The sequence below is a fragment of the Chloracidobacterium sp. genome (assembly GCA_025057975.1).
Lineage (GTDB): Bacteria > Acidobacteriota > Blastocatellia > Chloracidobacteriales > Chloracidobacteriaceae > Chloracidobacterium.
The window spans coordinates 125392-145000 of record JANWUV010000010.1; the positions used below are offsets into that span (position 1 = coordinate 125392).

15 protein-coding genes and 1 pseudogene (1 of these 16 cut by a window edge) are annotated in these 19609 nt (G+C 61.4%); 10 read left to right on the top strand and 6 right to left on the bottom strand.

Going from position 1 to position 19609, the window contains the following annotated elements; all coding sequences use genetic code 11:
* Window positions 1-369: 369 nt before the first annotated feature.
* A pseudogene (locus NZ585_10445) lies at window positions 370-570 on the bottom strand (DnaJ domain-containing protein).
* A 229-nt stretch (window positions 571-799) separates the two neighbouring features.
* Between NZ585_10445 and NZ585_10450 the strand changes: the two are divergent.
* The 4 genes from NZ585_10450 (at window position 800) to NZ585_10465 (ending at window position 4715) form a co-directional block, all read left to right on the top strand.
* Entirely contained in the window at window positions 800-1567 is a 768-nt protein-coding gene (locus tag NZ585_10450) for an SseB family protein (protein MCS7080450.1), read from the top strand.
* A 180-nt stretch (window positions 1568-1747) separates the two neighbouring features.
* Window positions 1748-2461 carry a dethiobiotin synthase gene (gene bioD, locus NZ585_10455; GenBank protein ID MCS7080451.1) on the top strand — a complete coding sequence of 238 codons (714 nt, stop codon included), beginning with the start codon at window positions 1748-1750 and terminating at the stop codon, window positions 2459-2461.
* Window positions 2462-2475: 14 nt separating this feature from the next.
* Window positions 2476-3423 carry a prolyl aminopeptidase gene (gene pip, locus NZ585_10460; protein ID MCS7080452.1) on the top strand — a complete coding sequence of 316 codons (948 nt, stop codon included), beginning with the start codon at window positions 2476-2478 and terminating at the stop codon, window positions 3421-3423.
* A gap of 20 nt (window positions 3424-3443) precedes the next feature.
* The gene (locus NZ585_10465) at window positions 3444-4715 is read left to right on the top strand and encodes a SpoIID/LytB domain-containing protein (protein ID MCS7080453.1); all 1272 of its coding nucleotides are present in this window, start codon (window positions 3444-3446) and stop codon (window positions 4713-4715) included.
* A gap of 10 nt (window positions 4716-4725) precedes the next feature.
* On the opposite strand, the gene NZ585_10470 is transcribed toward NZ585_10465, so the two are convergent.
* Together NZ585_10470 and NZ585_10475 are read right to left on the bottom strand one after the other, a co-directional pair.
* Window positions 4726-5190 (bottom strand): peroxiredoxin, encoded by a 465-nt coding sequence (locus NZ585_10470; protein MCS7080454.1) that lies wholly within the window; start codon window positions 5188-5190, stop codon window positions 4726-4728.
* A 38-nt stretch (window positions 5191-5228) separates the two neighbouring features.
* Window positions 5229-7469, bottom strand: a complete 2241-nt coding sequence (locus tag NZ585_10475) for a molybdopterin-dependent oxidoreductase (protein ID MCS7080455.1) — start codon at window positions 7467-7469, stop codon at window positions 5229-5231.
* A 272-nt stretch (window positions 7470-7741) separates the two neighbouring features.
* On the opposite strand from NZ585_10475, the gene NZ585_10480 reads away from it, so the two are divergent.
* Window positions 7742-8962, top strand: coding sequence for a peptidoglycan-binding protein (locus NZ585_10480; GenBank protein ID MCS7080456.1), 1221 nt, complete (start codon window positions 7742-7744; stop codon window positions 8960-8962).
* Between the two features lie 102 nt (window positions 8963-9064).
* Here the strand turns inward: NZ585_10480 and NZ585_10485 are convergent, their stop codons facing one another.
* Entirely contained in the window at window positions 9065-9670 is a 606-nt protein-coding gene (locus NZ585_10485) for a hypothetical protein (protein MCS7080457.1), read from the bottom strand.
* Window positions 9667-10341 (bottom strand): sigma-70 family RNA polymerase sigma factor, encoded by a 675-nt coding sequence (locus NZ585_10490; GenBank protein ID MCS7080458.1) that lies wholly within the window; start codon window positions 10339-10341, stop codon window positions 9667-9669. The genes NZ585_10485 and NZ585_10490 overlap by 4 nt, the downstream gene beginning before the upstream one ends.
* A 322-nt stretch (window positions 10342-10663) precedes the next feature.
* Here NZ585_10490 and NZ585_10495 point away from each other — a divergent pair, with 322 nt between their 5' ends.
* The 5 genes from NZ585_10495 (at window position 10664) to NZ585_10515 (ending at window position 19406) form a co-directional block, all read left to right on the top strand.
* A complete protein-coding gene (locus tag NZ585_10495; protein ID MCS7080459.1) occupies window positions 10664-11347 on the top strand; it encodes a hypothetical protein in 684 nt (227 codons plus the stop codon).
* Window positions 11348-11498: 151 nt separating this feature from the next.
* Window positions 11499-13922 (top strand): VIT and VWA domain-containing protein, encoded by a 2424-nt coding sequence (locus tag NZ585_10500; protein MCS7080460.1) that lies wholly within the window; start codon window positions 11499-11501, stop codon window positions 13920-13922.
* 255 nt (window positions 13923-14177) lie between these two features.
* On the top strand, window positions 14178-14438 hold the full coding sequence (locus tag NZ585_10505; protein ID MCS7080461.1) for a hypothetical protein: 261 nt from the start codon (window positions 14178-14180) through the stop codon (window positions 14436-14438).
* 364 nt (window positions 14439-14802) lie between these two features.
* A complete protein-coding gene (locus NZ585_10510; protein ID MCS7080462.1) occupies window positions 14803-17805 on the top strand; it encodes an FHA domain-containing protein in 3003 nt (1000 codons plus the stop codon).
* Window positions 17802-19406 (top strand): hypothetical protein, encoded by a 1605-nt coding sequence (locus NZ585_10515; GenBank protein MCS7080463.1) that lies wholly within the window; start codon window positions 17802-17804, stop codon window positions 19404-19406. Before NZ585_10510 ends, NZ585_10515 begins: the two co-directional genes overlap by 4 nt.
* On the opposite strand, the gene bshC is transcribed toward NZ585_10515, so the two are convergent.
* A protein-coding gene (gene bshC, locus NZ585_10520; protein MCS7080464.1) for a bacillithiol biosynthesis cysteine-adding enzyme BshC crosses the window boundary here: on the bottom strand, window positions 19370-19609 show its end. Its footprint extends 1305 nt past the window's final position; only the last 240 of its 1545 coding nucleotides appear in the window; its start codon lies beyond the right edge, outside the window; its stop codon occupies window positions 19370-19372. The two genes, NZ585_10515 and bshC, sit on opposite strands and share 37 nt — an antisense overlap.

Here is a 19609-nt window from a genome sequence, read left to right on the forward strand (position 1 = left end):
GCGGCTAAAGGGTTGCGCCGGCGGCGCGGCCTCTGTCACGGACAGCAGTGTTTGCCGATAGGTGTAGTGCTCAAGCAAAACCTGAAGCCGTCGCGCCAGCCACCATATACTGCCAAGGCAGACGAGCCACAGCGCCAAGCGCGGCGCACCTTCGTTCACGCCCAGCCAGAGGGAAGGACGCGCCGCCGCCGCCGCAAGCGTCGAAAACCATCCCACAACGACAAACAGTACAGCTTCCGCCCGAAACGCCGCCTCACGGCGTTCGGCTTCCAGCATGTCGTTGATGACGCTCTCGATGCGAATTTTGTAGGCGCGCGCCCGCGCCGCCCGCCGTCGGCGACTTTCACGGGTCGGCGTCAGCTCAACCGTTCCGCCGCGATCGTACTGGGCGCGTAGGCCCGGATCACTGAGCACCCGGTAAGCTGCGGCAATTTCAGCGAAGCGCGCGGCGGCGTCCGGCGACGAACTCACATCGGGATGATACAGTCGCGCCAGCCGCCGAAAGGCGGAACGAATTTCATTCGGCGAAGCTTGGCGGGATACGCCGAGTGTTTCGTAGAAGTCCCCCATAGCGCCGCAGAGGTGATGGATTGTCGAAAAATGTTGCAGCTCGCCGTCCTCCTAGAGAGTGGCGCTGCAGTGTAGCGCAACCGAATGAACGCCGGCGATGATTTCGCCTCAACAAAAGAGCCTTTTGTTCGTGTCTGTCCAGTACATTGATTGTAAGCGCTCTGGTGTAAGCGCCTTGTGTTGAGACCCTACTACTGTGAGACCCTACTACTGATGGAGAAGTGCCCTTATGTCCTTACCTGACGCCCGGACGGCCGTTCGCGAGCACCTCGCCGGACGCCTAACGCACGCCGCCCTCTTCCGCAGTCTAATGGCCCACTCGGACTGGCATGTTCCCGTTCACGCCGCTACGGACGGCGAGGCAACCGTCATGACATTTGTGGACGCCGCCGGTGAGCGATGGATCAAAGTTTTCACCGATCTGAGCGCCGTCGAAGCTTGGGCGGAACAGTTCGGCGATGAGTTAGACGGTCGCTGCATCGTCACCAGCGGCATGAACCTGTTTGGGGCTTTGGAAGACGACCTAGGCGGTGTTGAAATCAATCCGGGCTTGCCGGAGAGCGTTCACTACCGGCGGCAACACATCCCGTTGCTGCGGCAGTGGGCGCGGATCACTGAACTCGAAAGCGCTCTGGAAACGATTGACACCGGCGAGACGCCCTTGGGCTTGCTGCGCGACTATGACGCCTACGTGATTGTGCTGAAGCGTGTAGGGCCGGACAGCGCGCATTTGGTGCTCGCCCCGGACGACAACGGACGTGCGCTGGCCGCCGTCTTCACCGCCGAAGACACCTTGGCGGCTTTTTTTGATCGGGTGTTATCCTCGGCTGACTTCGAACCTATCCCCGTACGGATCAACGGTCAACAACTCTTCGCGCAACTTCAGGCGCTTCCGCTGGACGGGTTGGTGTTCAACTGCAGCGGCCCGATCCAGCCGCGCGCCTTCGGAAAACGGTTAGCGGATTATGTGCTCGGCGGCGATGCGCCGAAAGCGTAAGGGCCAGGCGTTTGAGCGTTGATAGGCGTCTTCCAAGCTTGCTGTTCGCTGGAACTGGCAGCCTACGTTGGCACTTGGGGGAGGCGCAGAGCATGCTTACCGCTGCTCGAAAAACGCCGGCGCTAAGGTGAACGGCATACGCCGTGCGCCGGGGAACGACCTACTAAGACCATCTAAGCCATGGCTCGGACTTTCTTCGTCACCGGAACCGACACCGGCGTCGGGAAAACAACCGTCACCACAGCGTTGCTGCGCTTGTTGGTCGCTGACGGCTATCGCGCGCGGGCCGTCAAGCCGATTGAATCCGGCTGCCGCGTCAGCGCCGACGGTGAACTCGAACCGGCCGACGCCCTTGCGCACCGCCGCGCCGCCGGTCTTGAACATCTGCCGCTTGAACGGTTTATCCGCTATCGCTTACAGGAGCCGCTCGCGCCGGCCGTTGCGGCGGAACGAGCCGGTTTGTCGCTTGACCTAACCGCCTGCGTGGAACTGGTCGTAGCGGCGCAGGCCGAGACGGACGTGCTGCTGGTCGAAGGCGCCGGCGGCTTACTGGTTCCATTCACCGGAAACGCTCAGGACGGCTATCAAACCGTCGCCGACTTCATTATGGCATTGAATGTTCCCGCGTTGGTGGTCGCACGGGCGCGGTTGGGGACGCTCAATCACACGCTGCTGACCGTCCGCGAGCTTGACCGGCGCGGCATCGCCTGCGTCGGCGTCATCCTCAACGACGCGGACGCCGAAACTGGACTGGAACGCGAAGACAACGCACGTGTGCTACGGGCGTTTGGCGTCTCGGTGGTCGCCGAATTACCATACGGGACTGCGCGCCCTGAGTCGCACTTGGCCAATGTCGCGCGCCTCCTCACCCAACCCTTGTCCGCCCGGAGATGACAACCATGACCGACGTGCGTGCTCTCTACCCGCCAATTGAACCCTATGAAACCGGCATGCTGCCGGTTTCCAGCCTGCATACGCTCTACTACGAAGTGAGCGGCAACCCACGGGGCAAACCTGTGGTGTTTTTGCATGGCGGCCCCGGCGGCGGTACGTCGCCCGACCACCGACGCTACTTTGATCCTGAACGCTACCGGATTGTGCTGTTCGACCAGCGCGGCGCCGGGAAGAGTACGCCTTATGCCTGTCTGGAAGAAAATACGACATGGGATCTGGTCGCCGACATTGAACGCCTACGGCAACATCTGGACATTGAAAAATGGGTCGTCTTCGGCGGTTCGTGGGGCAGTACGCTGGCGCTAGCCTACGCCGAAACTCATCCCGACCGCGTCCGGGCGTTGGTCTTACGTGGGATTTTTCTGTGCCGCAAGAAGGAAATTGATTGGTTCTATCAGGAGGGCGCTAACGCCATCTTTCCCGACGCTTGGGAGCCGTACTGGAACTTGATTCCCGCCGAAGAGCGGCACGATATGGTTGCTGCCTACTACCGCCGCCTGACCAGCGACGATGAGGCAACCCGCCTGGCGGCGGCGCGCGCTTGGAGCATCTGGGAAGGTAGTACATCGAAGCTCCTGCCCGACCCTGACTTGATCAAGGACTTCGACGAACGCGCCCTAGCGATTGCCCGCATCGAGTGCCATTACTTCGTCAACCGCATCTTCATGGAGTCTGAACACTACCTGCTCGAACACGTCCACCGGATTCGCCACATTCCGACGGTCATCGTACAGGGGCGCTACGACGTGGTTTGCCCGATGATGACCGCTTGGGCGCTGCACAAAGCGTTTCCCGAAGCCGATTTCCAGATCATTCCTGACGCCGGCCATTCGGCTTCTGAGCCGGGGACGACAGCGGCGCTCGTGGCGGCGACCGACCGCTTCGCCCTGTTGCCTGACTAATCGGTGGGCTGCTTTGCGGTATGGCCGGGCATGGCTTTCTTCGATGGCGCAGTGGGCTGCTTTGGCTCTGGTGGCTGACGCTTTCCCTCTCCATCGCCGCAGAACGCCCGCCGCGCCTGCCTGCGCCAACCCTACCGCCGACACTTAGGATGGGCGTCTTCACGCTTTTCCAGCTCCGGTCGGTTCAGCTCCACACTCATGAACGACCGACGCCCCTCCGCCTTGACGGACGCACGGTGGAACTTCACCCACGTACGACCTACCGCGTCGCGCGGACAGCCGATGGTCTCGGCGTTTGGCATGCCGGCGGACTTTTGACCGCCACGACGCGCCTGACGGTGACGGCGGATGACGTAACAGTGGAAGCTGCCGGTCGAAAGACGCGCATCGAGAGACGGTTTCGGGGAACGCTGACCATCACGCCGGTTGACGACCGCCTTCAACTTGTCGTGACGCTGCCGCTGGAGACGGCTACGGCGTCTGTGGTGAGCGCGGAACTGCCGCCCGATGCGCCTGTTGAAGCCGGCAAGGCGCTGGCCGTTGTGGTGCGCAGCTATCTGGTCGCCCAAGTCGGAAGGCATCAGCGTGAAGGCTTTGATGTGTGCGATTCAACGCATTGCCAGCTTTTCCTCGGTGAGCAGTGGGTGCGGCGGGGCGCGGCGGGGGAAGCGGACGGGGCATTGTCCGAGCTTGGAAAAACGGCGGCGGAAAAGACCGCCGGAGAGGTTTTGCGAACGACGGACGGCGGGCTGTATCCAGCGTACTTCGCTGCCTGCTGCGGCGGACGCACGACGACGCCGGAGACGGCCTTTGGAAACAGTCTCAAGCCCCATACCGGTGGCGGCGTACCATGTGAGTGGTGTAAAGGCTCGCGCTTTTATGTTTGGACGCGCCAAGTTGACCGAATGACGCTGGCCAAGGCCTTGCTTCCGGACGCCGCTGCGACGGATGACGTTCGCATTGAAGTCGCCGGACGCTCGCCCGACGGCTTTGTCACAAGCGTGTCCGTTGCCGCGGGCGCGCGCCAAATCAGCCTACCGAACCACCATTTTCGGCACATAGTCGGGCGACGGCTGGGTTGGAACCTTGTTCTGTCGAGCCGCTACACGATTGAGTCGCAGGGAGAACGGGTGGTCATTGAGGGACGCGGTTTCGGTCATCACGTTGGACTTTGCCTCGCCGGCGCACTGGCGCAGGCCCACGCTGGACACGACTACCGGGCGATTCTGAAGTATTACTTTCCCAAAGCAACGTGCGGCAACCAACGGCCTCTGTCAACGCCGTCTCGGTGAGACGCTTGCGCTACGCGGCGATCTTGCGCAATTCGGCAAGCAGTTCCGCCCGGCTGCGTCTAAAAATGGGGAGGGTCTCAACGTGGCGGTAGCGGATGACGCCTTGCTTGTCAATGATGAACACGGCGCGGTTCGCCACCGGCAGCAGGCCGCCCAACATCAGCACGCCGTATGCTTTGCAAAGCTCCCGGTTCGGGTCTTCAAGCAGCGGGAACGGGAAGCCGAACTTTTCGGCGAACTTCTTGTGCGCGGTCATGTCGTTGGTGCTGACGCCGAGAATCACCGCATCAAGCGCTTGGAACTCGCTCCAGCCGTCGCGGTAGTCGCACAACTGCGCCGTGCAGGTCGGCGTGTCGTCGCCGGGATAAAACACCAGCACGACGTGTCGCCTGCCGCGAAACTGACTAAGTGAATAGGTTTTGCCGTCATTGGCGACCAACGAGAAATCCGGCGCGGTGTCTCCTACATTTGGCATAGCGGGTTTCCTGAATGCGCAAGCGTGGTTTCGTAGCGTCAGTCGGCGGCGACGGCGAAGTCGTCTTCAAGGTTCATCATTTCCCATTCGCCGCGATGCGCCGCCCAGAACGGCTGTGCGTCGTCAAACACCTTGACGTGGCGCAGCAGCGTACCCCGCGCAAACAATCCCTCGCCCATTACCACGATCCGTCGGTCGTGGGGCGCATGCGCGTCAATGAGCGCTGTTTGCTCCCGCAGCGCGGCGCACAGGTCATCGAGGTCCGTGATCGCTGTGAGCGGACGCGACAGTTGGTATGCGCTCTTGGGGGCTTGCTTGATGGCGGCGAAACTCACGCCCGCATAGCCGGGAACCTCTGTCGCAATGTCGCCAAGCAAGGCGGCGGCCGAACCTTTGGCTTTGACATCCAGCCGCATGGCTCTGGCCAGCGATTGAACAATCAGCCAGTCAGGGCGTCCCGTCCCGCCGCTTTCCACCACACGGGCTACGCGCTGCACCTGTCCGGCATGGTTGGTGAACGTGCCGTCCTGTTCGGCGTAGCTCATCGCCGGAAACACAACGTGAGCGAGTTTGGCGGTTTCCGTCATGAACAATTCGCTGACGACCAAACACTGAAGCCGCGCCAGCGCCACGCCCCACCGATCACCCACGTTGGTGATGGGATCGGCGCCGGCGAAGTATGCGGCTTGGATCGTCCGACCGAAGTCGGCTTCGAGTTGGGCGGCGTCCGCCGTCAGTCCCATATCGAAGGCCCCGGCCGAGTTGTTGTCATCGGCCAGCGCCAGCAGGCGCACGGTCGCGTCCGGCTTCGTCAAGGCGCGAATTTGCGCAACGGCGCGCAACGCTGCGCCGCGCACTTCACGTCCGACAATGACGACCAACCGCTCAGCTGTCGTAACGGCTTCACGCAGCGCCCGCAGATCGGCCGCGTCCACACCGGCGAGCGCCGCCATCGCGTCCAACGCGGCTTCCTCAAACAACGCCCGGACGACGGCGCTTTCCCCATCGGGACGGACATGCAGGAAGATGTCTGCCTGACGGCGGGCAATCTTGGTCGCACGTTGATTGACGACCAGAATCCGCGCGCCGTACTTCCGCTTAGCGTAGCGCATGGCAAAGCCCGTCAACGGACTGTCTTCGGTTGGGTCGCCGCCGATTTGCACAATGGTCGTCGCCCGTTTGATGTCGTCGTGTGTCGCCAACGGCGCGGAAAGGTGCGCGTAGAAGTCGCCTAACTCGACAGTGCGGAAATGAGCGATGTGGGGTGTGTCAAGCGCGCGACCGAAACGCGCTAAAGCAAAGTTGGCTTCGTTTGTGAGTCGCGGCGAGCCGACAACGGCTACGGCGCGACCACCTTGCTTGGCATGCACCTCGCCGAGCAGACGCGCCGCCATCGCTACGGCATCGTCCCAGCTTGCAGGTTTCAGTTCGTCGCCATGGCGAATGAGGGGCGTCGTCAGCCGCGCCGGATTTGAAATGTAGGCGCTTCCGTACCTTCCCTTCACGCACAAAAACTCGCCGTTGACGCCCGTCAGGTCTTTCGAGGTCGCCCGTACGTACTTGTTGCCGCGTACGCCAAGTTTCAGTTGGCAGCCGTCGGCGCAAAACGAGCAAGTGGTTTGTTGTTCGTGCAGGTCCCACGGCCGCGCCTTGAAGCGCGAATCTACGGAGAGTAGCGCCCCGACCGGACAGACTTCCACACAGTTGCCGCACTGTTCACAGTGCAGGTCTTGGCCGTAAAAGCCGATGACTTCCTTCGTACCGCGAAAGATTTTGGTCAGCGCATGAACGTCCATCCAATCTTCGCACACGCGCACGCAGCGATAGCACTTCACGCACCGCTGCTCGTCGTAGGCGATGAAGGGAGAAAGGCGACGTTCTTCCTTGGCGTTTTTAGCGACGTTGTAATCGGCGTAGACCGCGCCGTGGCGAAACGCCATGTCCTGTAACTCGCACTGCCCGCCTTTGTCGCACACTGGGCAGTCCAGTGGGTGGTTGCCGAGAATGAAGTCAAGCATGCCCTTGCGGGCTTCGATGACTTCATCAGAACTCGCCGCCACCACCATGCCGTCGGTGATCGTCACCGTGCAGGCCGTAGCGAGTTTCGGAACCTTTTCAATACGCACCAAGCACATCCGGCAGGCGGCCTGTGAGGCGAGGTCGGGGTAGTAGCAAAAGTTGGGAATCTCAATGCCCTGTGAAGCGCAAAACTCCAGCAGCAGCATGCCCTTTGGGGCTTGGTAGGTCTTGCCGTCAATCGTCAGCGTGACAAGTTCCATAGCGGGACGTATAACAAGGACGGGTCGCGTTCACGGGCGGGGAGTGTGGGTTATAGTACCGTTGTGTTTTTAGCACTGACAAGTTGGGCCGCCTTCAGTTTGGGCGGCGTTGATGGCCGCAAAACCTGGTCTGACGCACTGCTTGAGACCAACGCGGTTTTGTAGGACGGCATCATAGGCGGCGAACGGATGACCGCTCCGGCGTCGGTTTGTACCATTCGGTTCACACATTAGGGCTTACGCAATACGCAGGAGAAAAGGAACGTCTACTTATGAAACGTCGCTTTATCCGAAATGTAGCCGCTAGCTTCGGCTTAGTCGTACTCTCCGGCGCGCTATGGCCGGCGTTGCCATCCGGTCGCCTGGGTCTATCCGGCGTTGTTTTCGCCCAACGTGTTCGGGAGATTGTCGTCCCGACCGGCACAGTGTTGCGTGTGCAAATGGACCGAACGATCTCATCGCGGACGGCGCGCGTTGGCGATACATTTACAGCTACTGTCTTTGAGCCAGTAATTGTGGATGGACGGACGGCGATTCCGCAGGGGACGCAGGTCCAAGGCCGCGTGACACAGGTGCAACCTGCCGAACGGCGCGGACGCTCTGGGGCAATTGCCGTAGAGTTTGATCGCATCATCTTCGCCAACGGCGTATCACGCGATATGCGCGCCTCACTGACCAGCCTTGATCCGAGTGAGCGCGAACAAATTGACAGCGAAGGCCGAGCGCGCGGTGAAAGCTCAACCAAGCGAAATGTCATTTTTATCGGCAGCGGCGCAGGCGCGGGCGCAGCAATCGGTGCAATTGCCGGTGGCGGCAAAGGGGCGGCGATTGGTGCCGGCATTGGCGCAGCGGCTGGCATCCTCGGTGCGCTGCTTTCCAAGGGACAGGAAGCGCAGGTGAAGAGCGGTTATCGCTTCGGTGTGGAACTCGATCAGCCGCTGCGTGTGCCGAGCGACACGAGCAGCGGCGGAAGTAGTGGGGGAGCAGGCAATACTGGCAGCTGGGATGATTATGGCTGGGACCCCGCCCGTGGCGAGTATACCGCCGCCGATATTGTCCGCCGGGCTCAAACCGAACTGCGGCGGCAGGGCTTTTACGAGGGTGACATCACCGGCAACTTAGGCCAGCTCACCCGTCAGGCAATTGGCGAGTTTCAGCGTCAGCAAGGTTTACCGTTTACGCGCCGCCTCGACCGCGAAACGGCGCGTGCCCTAGGCATCCTTTTTAGCGGCAGGGATACGGCGAATCCCGGCGGTGCAGACGACGACTTTGGCTATGGCTATGACCGCAACGCCGGGGAGTACACCGCCGTTGACATCGTCCGCCGGGCGCAGACCGAGCTGCGCCGTGAAGGCCTGTATAGGGGACGCATTACGGGCCAGTTAGACGCCGAAACCCGCCAAGCCATCGAGCGTTTTCAGGCGGAACGAAATCTACGACCGACCGGCCGGCTTGACCGTGAAACGGCCGTAGCCATGGGCGTGGTTTATTAGTGCGCTTTTCGAGGGGATGTAGCGGCGGCACGTCAAACGGCCGATACAGTTCACGCCAAGGCTACGTACGCTCTAGGTGTGCTACATCACCTCGGAAGGCCGCTACCCTCGGACGGCGATTTGCTCAACGTAAAAGGCAATCCGCGCTCCAACGGGGCGGCCATCAGCCCGCCGCGCTGGACAAAACCGCATCTGCTCCAGTGCGCGCCCCACAGCCGCAACCAGCGCCGGGTCGGACGGTGGTTCGACAACATCCACACAGCGGGCTTCACCGGTCGGAGAAATCTCGGCGATGACCAGTACACCGTCCGGTTGTTCCGCCAGACCGGTCGGGAAACTGTCAAAACCTTTATCACTTGTCAGGCGTGGCCGCGTCGCTGTCATCGTCAGTCCGCCAATGAACCGGTGTGGTAACCGGTGTGGTACGTCAACTAAAGCATCATTCGACGCCGCCGTCAGGCGCGACCACGGTCCCCACACCTTGACCGCCAAGCTGCTGAACAACAACGTCGCCGCCACCATGCCTAGCCCATACCCAAACAGCTTCGGCTGTCCCACACACCACGACCGCCACGTCCGCCGGTGCTTCCAGCGGGCCGCTTCCAAGTCCAGCGCCGTCACAATCCGCCGCCGAAGATGCGCCGGCGGAGTCACTTCCGGTAGCGCCGCTAGCGCCGCGCCCAACTCATCCAGCGTCTCCTGCCTCATCGCCCACCCTCCTTGCGCGCCGCCGCCTCCAGCGCCGCACGCAACATCGCCCGTCCGCGCGCAATCCGCGATTTGACCGTCCCAACCGAAAGCTCCAGCGCGGCGGCAATCTCTTCGTAACTCATTCCGCGCACATCGCGCATTACGACCGCCACCCGAAACGCAAACTTGAGCCGGGACAACGCCGCCAGCACCTGCGCGTGCCGTTCGCGCCACAGAGCGTGTTGTTCCGGGTCGGCGTTGGGCGCCACTAGTGTCTCCGCCAACGACGGCGTCCCGTCGTCCGGTTCGGCGTCGAGCGAAAGGGTGACCGCGCGCCGCCGATAGCGCCACCAGCGCCGATGATTCGCCGCCCGGTTGACGGCAATCCGGTACAGCCATGTCCGCAGGTCGCAGTCGCCGCGAAACGCGCGCGCGCCGCGATAGGCGCTGAGGAAAGTTTCCTGCAGCACGTCGGCGGCGTCCTCCGGGTCGCCCAGTACCCGCAGCAACAGGTTGTACAGCGCCCGCTGATGCGCCGCCACCAAGACCTCAAAGGCGGCATGCGACCCAGTGCGCACGCCATCCAACAACTCAGCTTCCGCCGCCGAAAGCGACGGCGCGGCTTCCGCCGCCGTCGTCTCGACCGCCGGCGAAAGCAGTGGGATGGGAAGGTCAGAAGCTGGCGACATAGCAGAGCACTCCCCGCAGACCTTTAGTACGCTGCCGACACAGGTCGGCGTAGGCTGTGACACGCGCCCGCGCAAAAGGTTCCCGGAAATGATACCCCACACACCGCCGTCTGCTTTGGCGCTGTCGGTCGGCTTATCGGGTGTCAGGCTGACAAACCTCATACCAAGCCGGTGGCATCCCTGTCGGAAACCTTTACACTGTCTGCAAACCTCTGTTTTTTCTGCGTTTAGCCGATAGAAGCGTAAGGTTGAATACTCCGGCACGAGGCTTGCTCCCTTCGCCGGACAGCGCATCTTGGCTGAAACTGTGAGGTTGCCTGTCATGACCACGCTCCTGCGCCACGCACTGCTCGTCATCCTCTGCGCCGTACTTGCTGTATTGAGCGGCGAGGCGTGGGCGCAAACCGGCGCGAAGCCCGCGAAGACTATCAAGCCCGCGAAGACCATCAAGCAAGTAGTGCGGAAGAAGGTGGCGCGGAAGTCGGCGCGGCGTGCCATGCGGAAAGCCGCTCGCCGGAGCGTTCCCAAGCGGCGGACAGTCAAGCCGCGGCTGGCTACGCGAGTTGTTCCGCCGGTCGCCGCCCAGAAAGCGCCGACGCCGGTCATTGTGGCCACGCCGCCGACCATGGCCGGCGAGCCAGTGGTCGAACCAGTGCAGGAGTCAGTGCAGTATACGTTTGCCGGTTACAGCGTCGCGGCGGACGGCTCGCCGGTGCGCCTCTGGCACAGCCGGGCGTACACGGTACGGTCGCCATATGCCTACCTTGGGCGGATGCCGTTCGGCGGGGAGTGGCGGCACGTCTGGCTGGAAACCGCTGGGACGCTCTTAGCGAGCGCCATCACTGAGACGACGGCGGAAACGATGCCGGACATTGCGCAAATGATGGAGCGGTTTCCCGACGGCGGGATGGGCGTCGTGGTCGCCGGGTGGGATGAGTTTGCGCCGCCGGCTGAGCCGGCGGTTGAGGTCGTCGAGTTTGGGGAGCAGCCCGGCGGGACGCGCTAGTACGACCGTCAAAACTTTTGACGCCGTTTGCTGGTTTTCTTTCGCACGCCCTAGCCTTTTGGAACGCTTTAGAGGTGGCGTCTTGCGTGTCGCTTGAGTAAGCTGTCAGCGCAATTCCGAACCACCTTTTCCCAAGCGCGTTTCCAAGATTATGTCTCGGCAAATTTGCTGCTGGCTGTTCGCCCGGCCTTTCGGCTGGATGCGCCGGATGTTGCTCGGCGTGTGCTTGGCTGTCGCCGGATGTTTTCAACCCGTCACTGCGCAATCCGGCGTGGTGCTTCCCGGCGACGAAGCCGCGCCGGACCCAACGCGCATTGCGCTGGATGACATGCGGGTTGACATCCGCATTGACCAGCAGTTTGCGCGGGTGCGGATTGTTCAGATTTACGCCAACCGGACGAACCAGCCGTTGGAAGGCAAGTACATCTTTCGCCTACCGACGAGCGGCGCTATTGCCGACTTCGCCGTATGGGACGGCGACGTTCGCATTCCGGGCGTCATGCTTGAGCTTCCGCGCGCACAGGAGATTTACGGTGAACTCAAGCGGCAGGCGATTGATCCGGGGCTGGTGACGCAGGAGGACGAAGCGGGCGGCGCGACGGCCTTCACGGTACGGCTTGTGCCCATTCCGGCCTTCGGCACGAAGCGCGTTGAGTTGGAGTATGTCGAGACTGTACCGGTGGAGGGGCTGCGGTCGTTTTTCTCGCTGCCGTTCAAGCCGTCGCAGTACGGTGTGCAGTCGGTGGGCAACTTGACGATTCGGGTGGACGTGACCAGTGGCTTTCCACTGATCGCTTTCAAGCAGCGCGACACTGCCTATCCGCTCCAAGTGACACCGGTGGGCGTCAACCGGGTGACGGCGGAGTACCGAGGCGCAGGTGTGGCGCTGACGCAGGACTTGGCTTTCGAGTACGGGCTGGATGTGTCGCGGACGAGCGCCAGCCTCATTGCATACCGGTCACTAGTGCCGCTGCTGGCCTATGACCTGCGCGATCCGAACCGGACGAAACCGGACGAGGACGGCTACTTTGAAGTGTCGGCGCTGCTCAACGAGCGCGGGCTACCGGCGAGCGATTTCGAGCGGACGCCGGCGCCGCCCCGGTCGGTCGTCCTGCTGCTGGACACGTCGCTTTCGATGAACTTTGAGAAGCTCGACCGCGCCTACGAAGCCTGTAGCATGTTTTTACGGTCGCTGCGTCCGAATGACTACTTCAATGTCGTCCTGTTCAACGACGACGTACAGGTGTTGGCCGACGCGCCGCAGGTCGGGACGCCGGACAACACGGCGCGGGCGTTGGATTTCATCCGGCGCGGCTACCTGAGCGGCGGGACGGATTTCGCCAAGGCGCTTCAGCGGGGGCTGGCGTTGGCGAAGGCGTTGCCGGGCGAGGAGCGGACGTTGATGCTCATTACGGACGGCAACCCGACGTTGACGACGACGCGCGGCGGGAAGCTGGCACGCGATTTCGCCGAGGCAAACGCCAAGGGCGGCCCACCGGTGCGGGTGTTCGCGTTCGGCGTCGGCGCGGACGCCAATCGGGATTTTCTGAATGAGTTGGCGCGGGTCAGTCGCGGCGTCAGCGAGTTCGGACGCGAAACCGACGACCTCACATTCCGGCTGGAGGCGTTCTTTGCCAAGGTAGGGCAGCGTCCGATTGAAGGTCTGAAGTTGACCGTCAACGACGCCGACAACATTTACGCCGTCTATCCGAACGAAGAGACGACCGGCTACGACGGCGCGCGGGTGAGCTTTGTGGGGCGTTACCGGCGTCCGCAGGCGCAGGCGACGTTTACGGTCGGCGGCGCGCGGGCTGGGCAGCCAGTGATGGCGACCGCGAGCGGGGCGTTACCGGAAAATGACGCGACGCACGGGCACTTGCCCCGGCTGTGGGCGCAGAAGCGGATTGCGGCGCTGCTCCGGCGGATGGCGCTGGACGGTGAAGACGACGCCTTGATTGCGGAAGTCATCGCGCTGTCGAAGCGGTACAACATTGTGACGCCTTACACGGCGTTTCTGGCGGCGCCGCGCGCGTTGTTGCGTCCGCGCATCATCAAGCCCGGCGATCCGGTGCTGCGGGTACGCGCCGACGCTTCCATTCGCTCGGTCGTTGCGGTTTTTCCGTTCGGGCTGACGAAGCCGCTGACATACTTAGCTTCGGAAGACGTATGGGAAACGCGCTTCCTTGCGCCCAAGACGATGCAGGATGGGCGCTACCGCTGCCGTCTGATTTTGACGGATGCGCGGGGCAATGTTTTTCAAGAGGAAAAGGGCTTTACGATTGACAGTCGCCCGCCGCAGTTGGCGGTGACGGTCACTCCGCAGGTCGTCCGGGCAGGTGAGAGCGTAGAGGTGTTGGTGGCGGCGGACGCGGATACGCGGCGGATTGCCGTGCGGTTGGCGGGCGGGCAGCCAGTACCGGTCAGGTGGGACGCGCAACGCAAGACGAATGTCGGGGTGTTGCGTTTGCCGCCGGGTCTTCCGGCGGGACGCTACGTGTTGCTGGTGACGGCCGAGGACTTCGCTCACAACGTATCGAGTCGGGAAGTCCCGCTGGATGTTATGGCCGGCTTGTAAGTTTGGAAGCGACTGTCTGTGAAAGGTATTTGTCAGGTCGAAGCTGCCGGCGGAGGTGTGAACAAAAAACACCCGCTGGCACAGCCTTCGTCTTGTCCTTGAATCATGAACCAAACCACAACCAGAAACCCACAGGTGACACACTCGCGCTGCGCCAAATCTGCGTACGGTGTGGTTCTGTGTCGCCCGCTTGCTCCGTCGTCAATTGTAGGACACGCAAAATGGAAAGTAGGGCAGTACACCGCTTTAGCTGCCTTGAGCCGCTGCCCGGTTGTCGCTGGCTGCCTGCCGACGGTGAGACGAAAGAGGATATGCCGCACGCATTGTGGTTTCTTCAGTCCCGGACACGCACTGCTGGAACAATGGCAAGTCGGGCGTGCTTGGGAGGAAGCGCGCCAACTTGCTCCTAAGCCTCGACTACTAGTCTTTGCCGCCTTTCAGTTCGACCCAGAGGCCGCTAAGGACATTGATGAGATGAAACCGTTGGCCGGCATGCAGTTTCTTGAGCGCAAATGAACGCCGACCTTCTACAAGAAGAAGCACGCCAGCAATGAACCCTTTTGGCTGACTGAGCAGCCGGATGTGGTGGTCGTTAGTGAGAAGTGGAGCGTAAAAATGAGACGTCGCCTTTAGGTCAGAGTCCACATCGCCATCACAGACGCGGGCGTTCGTTTGCTTGCGTTTACACGCGGCGAACCGGCCGGCTGCCCTCAATCCAAGTGGAGTCCGGTAGCCAAAGCGGCGACTGAACTGCGCCGGGTGCAGCTAACCCACCGCCCCTTGAAACTTTAGCCATGGACTGAGAAGAAATAGGGTTGCTCTTGGGGGACATTGCAAACAAAACGGGCTGGTTGTCGTGGAACGTCAGCAACACATCGTAGTGACGCATCTGACCGGGGCATGCGCCGGCCGGCAGGAAACGATAACGGAAACAAGCTTTCTGGTGGGGCGCGATCCGGCATACTGCCGACTCTGCTTTGGCAATCAAGAGCAGGGTGTGTCACGACGCCATGCGGAAATTACACTTCGCAACGGCGTGCTGACCGTGACGGATGTCGGCAGCACATACGGTACGTTCGTCAACGGGCAACGCATTCATCAGCCGACGCCAGTTGCTCCCGGCGATGTAGTGCAGTTTGGGCCGAGCGGGCCTAGTATCCGATTGGAGCAACGAGAGGCGGCAAACACCGCATCGCCGACGCTATCCCACCACCCACACTCCGGCAATGCCTCGTCTGTCGCTGCGCCTTCAACGTCACGTCTCAACAGCGTCGCAGCCGGGGACGAACGAAGCGGCGCAGTAACGCTTGATCCAAAGCTTCCTTACCTCGAACTGCTCAATGGCGCCGCCCCCATGCGCTTCATCTTATCTGAGGCGACAGTCAGCATCGGGCGAGATGAAGGCAACACCATTTTTCTTGACCCATCCCGGTTTCCGACCGTATCGCGGCGCCATGCCGTCGTTGAGCGGCGCGGCGACGGCTACGTCGTGTGCGATCTGGGGTCTTTCAACGGTACGTTCATCAACGGGTGCAGAATCGCCGCGCCGACATTGCTTCAGTCCGGCGCCGTCATCGAAGTTGGTTTAGGCGGCGCGCAGTTGCGTTTTGTCGCGCCGCACGCTGGTGTGACGGCCGGCGGCCGGCGCAATGACGGTACGGTCCTCTTACCGCCCTCGTCGTCCGGTCTAAAAACGGGTGACGCCAAAAACTTCGTCATCCGGAAGCTCTTCGCGCAGGGCGCAACGCCAGGCCGCCTCACCATCGGACGCGCCCCCGACAACGACATCCAACTTGATATGCCGCAGGTTTCCAAGCATCACGCCGTCTTGGGGCGCGATGCGCAGGGTTTCACACTGGAAGACCTTGGCAGTACAAACGGCGTCTATGTCAATGGCCGGCGTACCGTGCGCTGTCGTTTGCAGCCGACCGACGTGGTACAGCTTGGGCCGTTCCTGTTACGACTCGAGCCGGACGGCATTGCCGTTTTCGACACCCGCAGCCGCGCACGCATTGACGTGCTTGACCTGATCAAGGAAGTCCCCAACCGGGACGGCTCCGGCAAGCTCCGCCTCCTTGATCGGGTGCGCTTGTCCATTCCGCCCAACGAGTTTGTCGGTTTGCTAGGTCCATCCGGCGCGGGCAAATCCACACTCATGGACGCGCTCAACGGAATGCGTCCGGCCGAGCAGGGCATGGTGCTCATTAACGGCCTAAACCTTTACCAAAACATCAACAGCTTCAAACAGTCTATTGGCTATGTGCCGCAGGACGACATCATTCATCGGGAACTAACGGTTGAGCGAACGCTCTACTATGCCGCCAAAATGCGGCTTTCCGCCGACACCAGCGACGAAGAGATTGAACGCATTATTACGGAAGCGCTGGATGTGACGGGGTTGACGGAGCGCCGCGCCGTACCCGTCGGACAGCTCTCCGGTGGACAACGCAAGCGTGTCTCGATTGCCGTTGAATTAGTGACGCAGCCGGGGATTATTTTTCTCGATGAGCCGACCTCAGGCCTCGACCCTGCCACCGAGGAAAAAATCATGCATCTGTTCCGGCGGATCGCCTCCGGCGGTCACTCGGTCATCCTCACCACCCACGCAATGGAAAACGTCAAGCTCTTCGACAAGATCGTGGTGCTCATGCGCGGTCGGTTGGTGTGGTACGGCCCACCCCAAGAGGCGCTGGAATATTTCAACATTCGCAGTATCAAAGACCTTTTTGACACGCTCGGCGATCCCAACAGCGACACAAAGGCCGAGGAATGGCGGCGGAAGTTTGAACAGTCGGCGGCCTATCATCGGTACATCACCACCCCTTTGAACGAGCTGTCCAAGATGACGCCGGTCGCCGTCCGTCCAAGAAGCAGCCGGCCTACACTGTTTCAAAGCCTGCGTCAAACACTCGTCTTGGCGTCGCGTTATGCGCGCGTCATGCTAGCCGACCGGCTAAACTTGGCGATTCTCTTCGGGCAAGCGCCGATTATTGCGCTCCTGACAGCCTTAGCGGTGGGAGAGACGTGGGCGCGCGATTTTCCATACTTTGTGCTGGCGCTATCGGCGATCTGGTTCGGCTGCTCGAACGCCGCGCGCGAAATCGTCAAGGAGACCAGCATTTATAGGCGCGAGCGGATGGTCAACTTGGGAATCGCGCCATACATCAGCTCGAAACTCCTAGTCTTGGCCTTGATCGGGCTGGCGCAGGTGACGCTGCTGTACGGCGTCATGGCGGCGGCCGAATCCGTGCCGGGGCCACCGTGGTTGATACTCCTGTATTTGCTGCTGTCACACTTGGTCGGCGTCGCCATGGGGCTGTTGATTTCGGCGCTGGTGCGTACATCAGAAATGGCGACAAGCCTTGTCCCACTGGTGTTGATTCCGCAGATTTTGTTCGGCGGCCTCTTGCTGCCGAACGAAGGGTGGGCGAAAACGGTAGGTTTTTTCATGCCGGCAATGTGGTCATATGACGCGCTCAAGCGGGTAGGCGTTGAATGGGGTGGCCTCGGCATCCTGCGGGGACAGGACGACGACGATGAGGCCGGTGAAATCGGTCGCATCAAAGTCGAGAATCGGAAGGCGGTGGATGACTTCAGGGAAAAGCTTGCCGACTATCGCCGCCGGCAACAGCAAAAGTTCGACGCCTACAAAGACGACATGGAGAGCTTTCTGCGGACCGGCGGCTCACGACCTCCGTCGCCGACGCTTGATCCTGAACCGACCGCGCCGGAGGTAAAGTACTTACCTTCCGACAAGTCGCGGTTTGTCAGTTTTCTCCATGACTTCGGCCGGCTGTGGCTGAATTTCGCGGCGTTGGGCGCGTTCTTTTTCGTTCTTGTCGCCCTTACGGCGCTCGCCCTACGTGGCAAGGATATTCTATGACAGCCGCTGACCATACCGGTCCAAGTGACGCAACGCAACACTGGCGTTTACTGCGTCATCCGCTGCTATGGATTATGCTCGGCTACTTGGCGCTTGGGTTGAGCTTGCTGCGGGTCTTCCAGTTTCAAATCAACCCCGACGGCGTCGCTTATCTCGACATCGCCGAGAAATATGCGCGTGGCAACCTCTGCGGCGCAGTGAACGCCTACTGGAGTCCGCTGCTGTCGTGGTTGACGACGGTGTTGCGGCTGGTTGGCCTGCCGCCCCAGATTGCAGTAAAGCTGGTTCTGCTTGGCAGCGGCGCAGCGGCGCTAGGTGGGCTCTGGCGACTGACGCACGATCTCCCGACTTGGATGCGGACAGTCGCCGTCACGGCCACCGTCCCAATGACGCTACACTTTGCACTGTCGGTCATCACCCCGGATCTACTCGTGGCGGAAGCGCTTGTTTGGTACGTCTTCGTACTCATCAAGAACGACGCATCACCGCCGGGGTGGTGGTACGGCTTGCGAGCCGGCACCATTGGCGCGGTGGCCTATATGGCAAAAGCCTTCGCCTTGCCGTTTTTTCTCGCGCATTGGACAGTTTGGTGTGTTCTTGAAGGTCGTTACAGGCGTTTGAGCATGGCAGCCTTTGTCGGGGGCTTAGCGGCTTTCTGCGTCCTCGGTGGTTTATGGGTGGCTGCCTTGCGTTGGAAGTACGGCGTTTGGATGACAGGTTCAGCCGGTCGGTACAATTGGGCGTGGTCTGGGCCGCGCATGAGTTTTGTTCATCCGACGGAGACTGCTTTTTTTGCGCCCTTTGAGCCGGGCGACACCAGCGCTTGGACTGACCCGACCCGGTTGCCGATTCAGTCATGGAGTGTCCTTGAGTCGGCCGAGTTTGCGCATTATCAGGTCGCTATGACGCTGGAGCGACTACGCGCCATAGGGTTTAGTTACTTGCCTGAGTTCTTCCTGCCTACCTTGCCGTTGCTCCTCGTTGCAGCCGGCGTCGCTTGGCGTCAGAGTGAGACGGAGACTGGCAGGCGCTGCCGGGCGGCGCTTTCAGCCTTTGTCGTTTACGTCGCCGGTTACGCGCTCATCTACGTTGAAGCGCGCCACCTCTGGACACTCGCCTACTGGTTGTGCGCGATGCTCGCGTGGCTTTCGGCCTGGGGAATGCGGCGCTACTCGCGGAAGCTGTGGGCGGCGGCTTTTATACTTTGCTCCGCTTTGTTTGTGTGGCAGCCGGCGTGGGCCTTGTGGAAGGCAGCGCAGGGTAAAGATGAGGGTCTGCAAGTGTGTCGAGCGCTGTACCGCACTGCGCAAGTCCTGCGCGAGCGATTTGGCGTGCAGGGAAAGCTGGCGTCAAACGCGGAATGGCATTATTCACTTTACCTAGCGTACTTCCTTGGCGGCCGTTACTATGGCGTTGCGCCTGTGGATGCAACGCCGAACGCTGTCGCCCGCGCGCTTGACGCTTACCAAGTGGACTATTACTTGGTTTGGTCGGATGAAACTGGGCGGTTTCCGACCGTTGTTTGGGGTACGGAAATCACTGGCGGCGATCCACACTTGCGTCTCTACCGAGCCGCTTCCGGCTCTGGTGCAAGCCATTGATGTTCGGTCGCGTCAAAGCGGATGCGCTGATAGCAGCGTGTAAGCAGTTCCGGGCCATACTTGACCAGAAACGACAGCAGGTTCAGGATTCGTTCCTGCCGCTTTCCGTAAGGCGCGAGAGCGTTTGTTGCGCGCTCGATTTGCCGAGTTATTGTCTCCTGCCGTTGCGCGTGGTTGCTAAGGAAGCGTTGCTCAAGGCCGTG

What these genes read in the sequence shown, in the direction of transcription:
- NZ585_10500 (MCS7080460.1), top strand. Translation starts at nt 11,499, where the DNA reads ATGTCTCGGCAAATTTGCTGCTGGCTGTTCGCCCGGCCTTTCGGCTGG.
- NZ585_10490 (MCS7080458.1), bottom strand. Translation starts at nt 10,341, where the DNA reads ATGTCGCCAGCTTCTGACCTTCCCATCCCACTGCTTTCGCCGGCGGTC.
- NZ585_10475 (MCS7080455.1), bottom strand. Translation starts at nt 7,469, where the DNA reads ATGGAACTTGTCACGCTGACGATTGACGGCAAGACCTACCAAGCCCCA.
- NZ585_10480 (MCS7080456.1), top strand. Translation starts at nt 7,742, where the DNA reads ATGAAACGTCGCTTTATCCGAAATGTAGCCGCTAGCTTCGGCTTAGTC.
- NZ585_10495 (MCS7080459.1), top strand. Translation starts at nt 10,664, where the DNA reads ATGACCACGCTCCTGCGCCACGCACTGCTCGTCATCCTCTGCGCCGTA.
- NZ585_10485 (MCS7080457.1), bottom strand. Translation starts at nt 9,670, where the DNA reads ATGAGGCAGGAGACGCTGGATGAGTTGGGCGCGGCGCTAGCGGCGCTA.
- NZ585_10470 (MCS7080454.1), bottom strand. Translation starts at nt 5,190, where the DNA reads ATGCCAAATGTAGGAGACACCGCGCCGGATTTCTCGTTGGTCGCCAAT.
- NZ585_10515 (MCS7080463.1), top strand. Translation starts at nt 17,802, where the DNA reads ATGACAGCCGCTGACCATACCGGTCCAAGTGACGCAACGCAACACTGG.
- bioD (MCS7080451.1), top strand. Translation starts at nt 1,748, where the DNA reads ATGGCTCGGACTTTCTTCGTCACCGGAACCGACACCGGCGTCGGGAAA.
- NZ585_10450 (MCS7080450.1), top strand. Translation starts at nt 800, where the DNA reads ATGTCCTTACCTGACGCCCGGACGGCCGTTCGCGAGCACCTCGCCGGA.
- NZ585_10465 (MCS7080453.1), top strand. Translation starts at nt 3,444, where the DNA reads ATGGCCGGGCATGGCTTTCTTCGATGGCGCAGTGGGCTGCTTTGGCTC.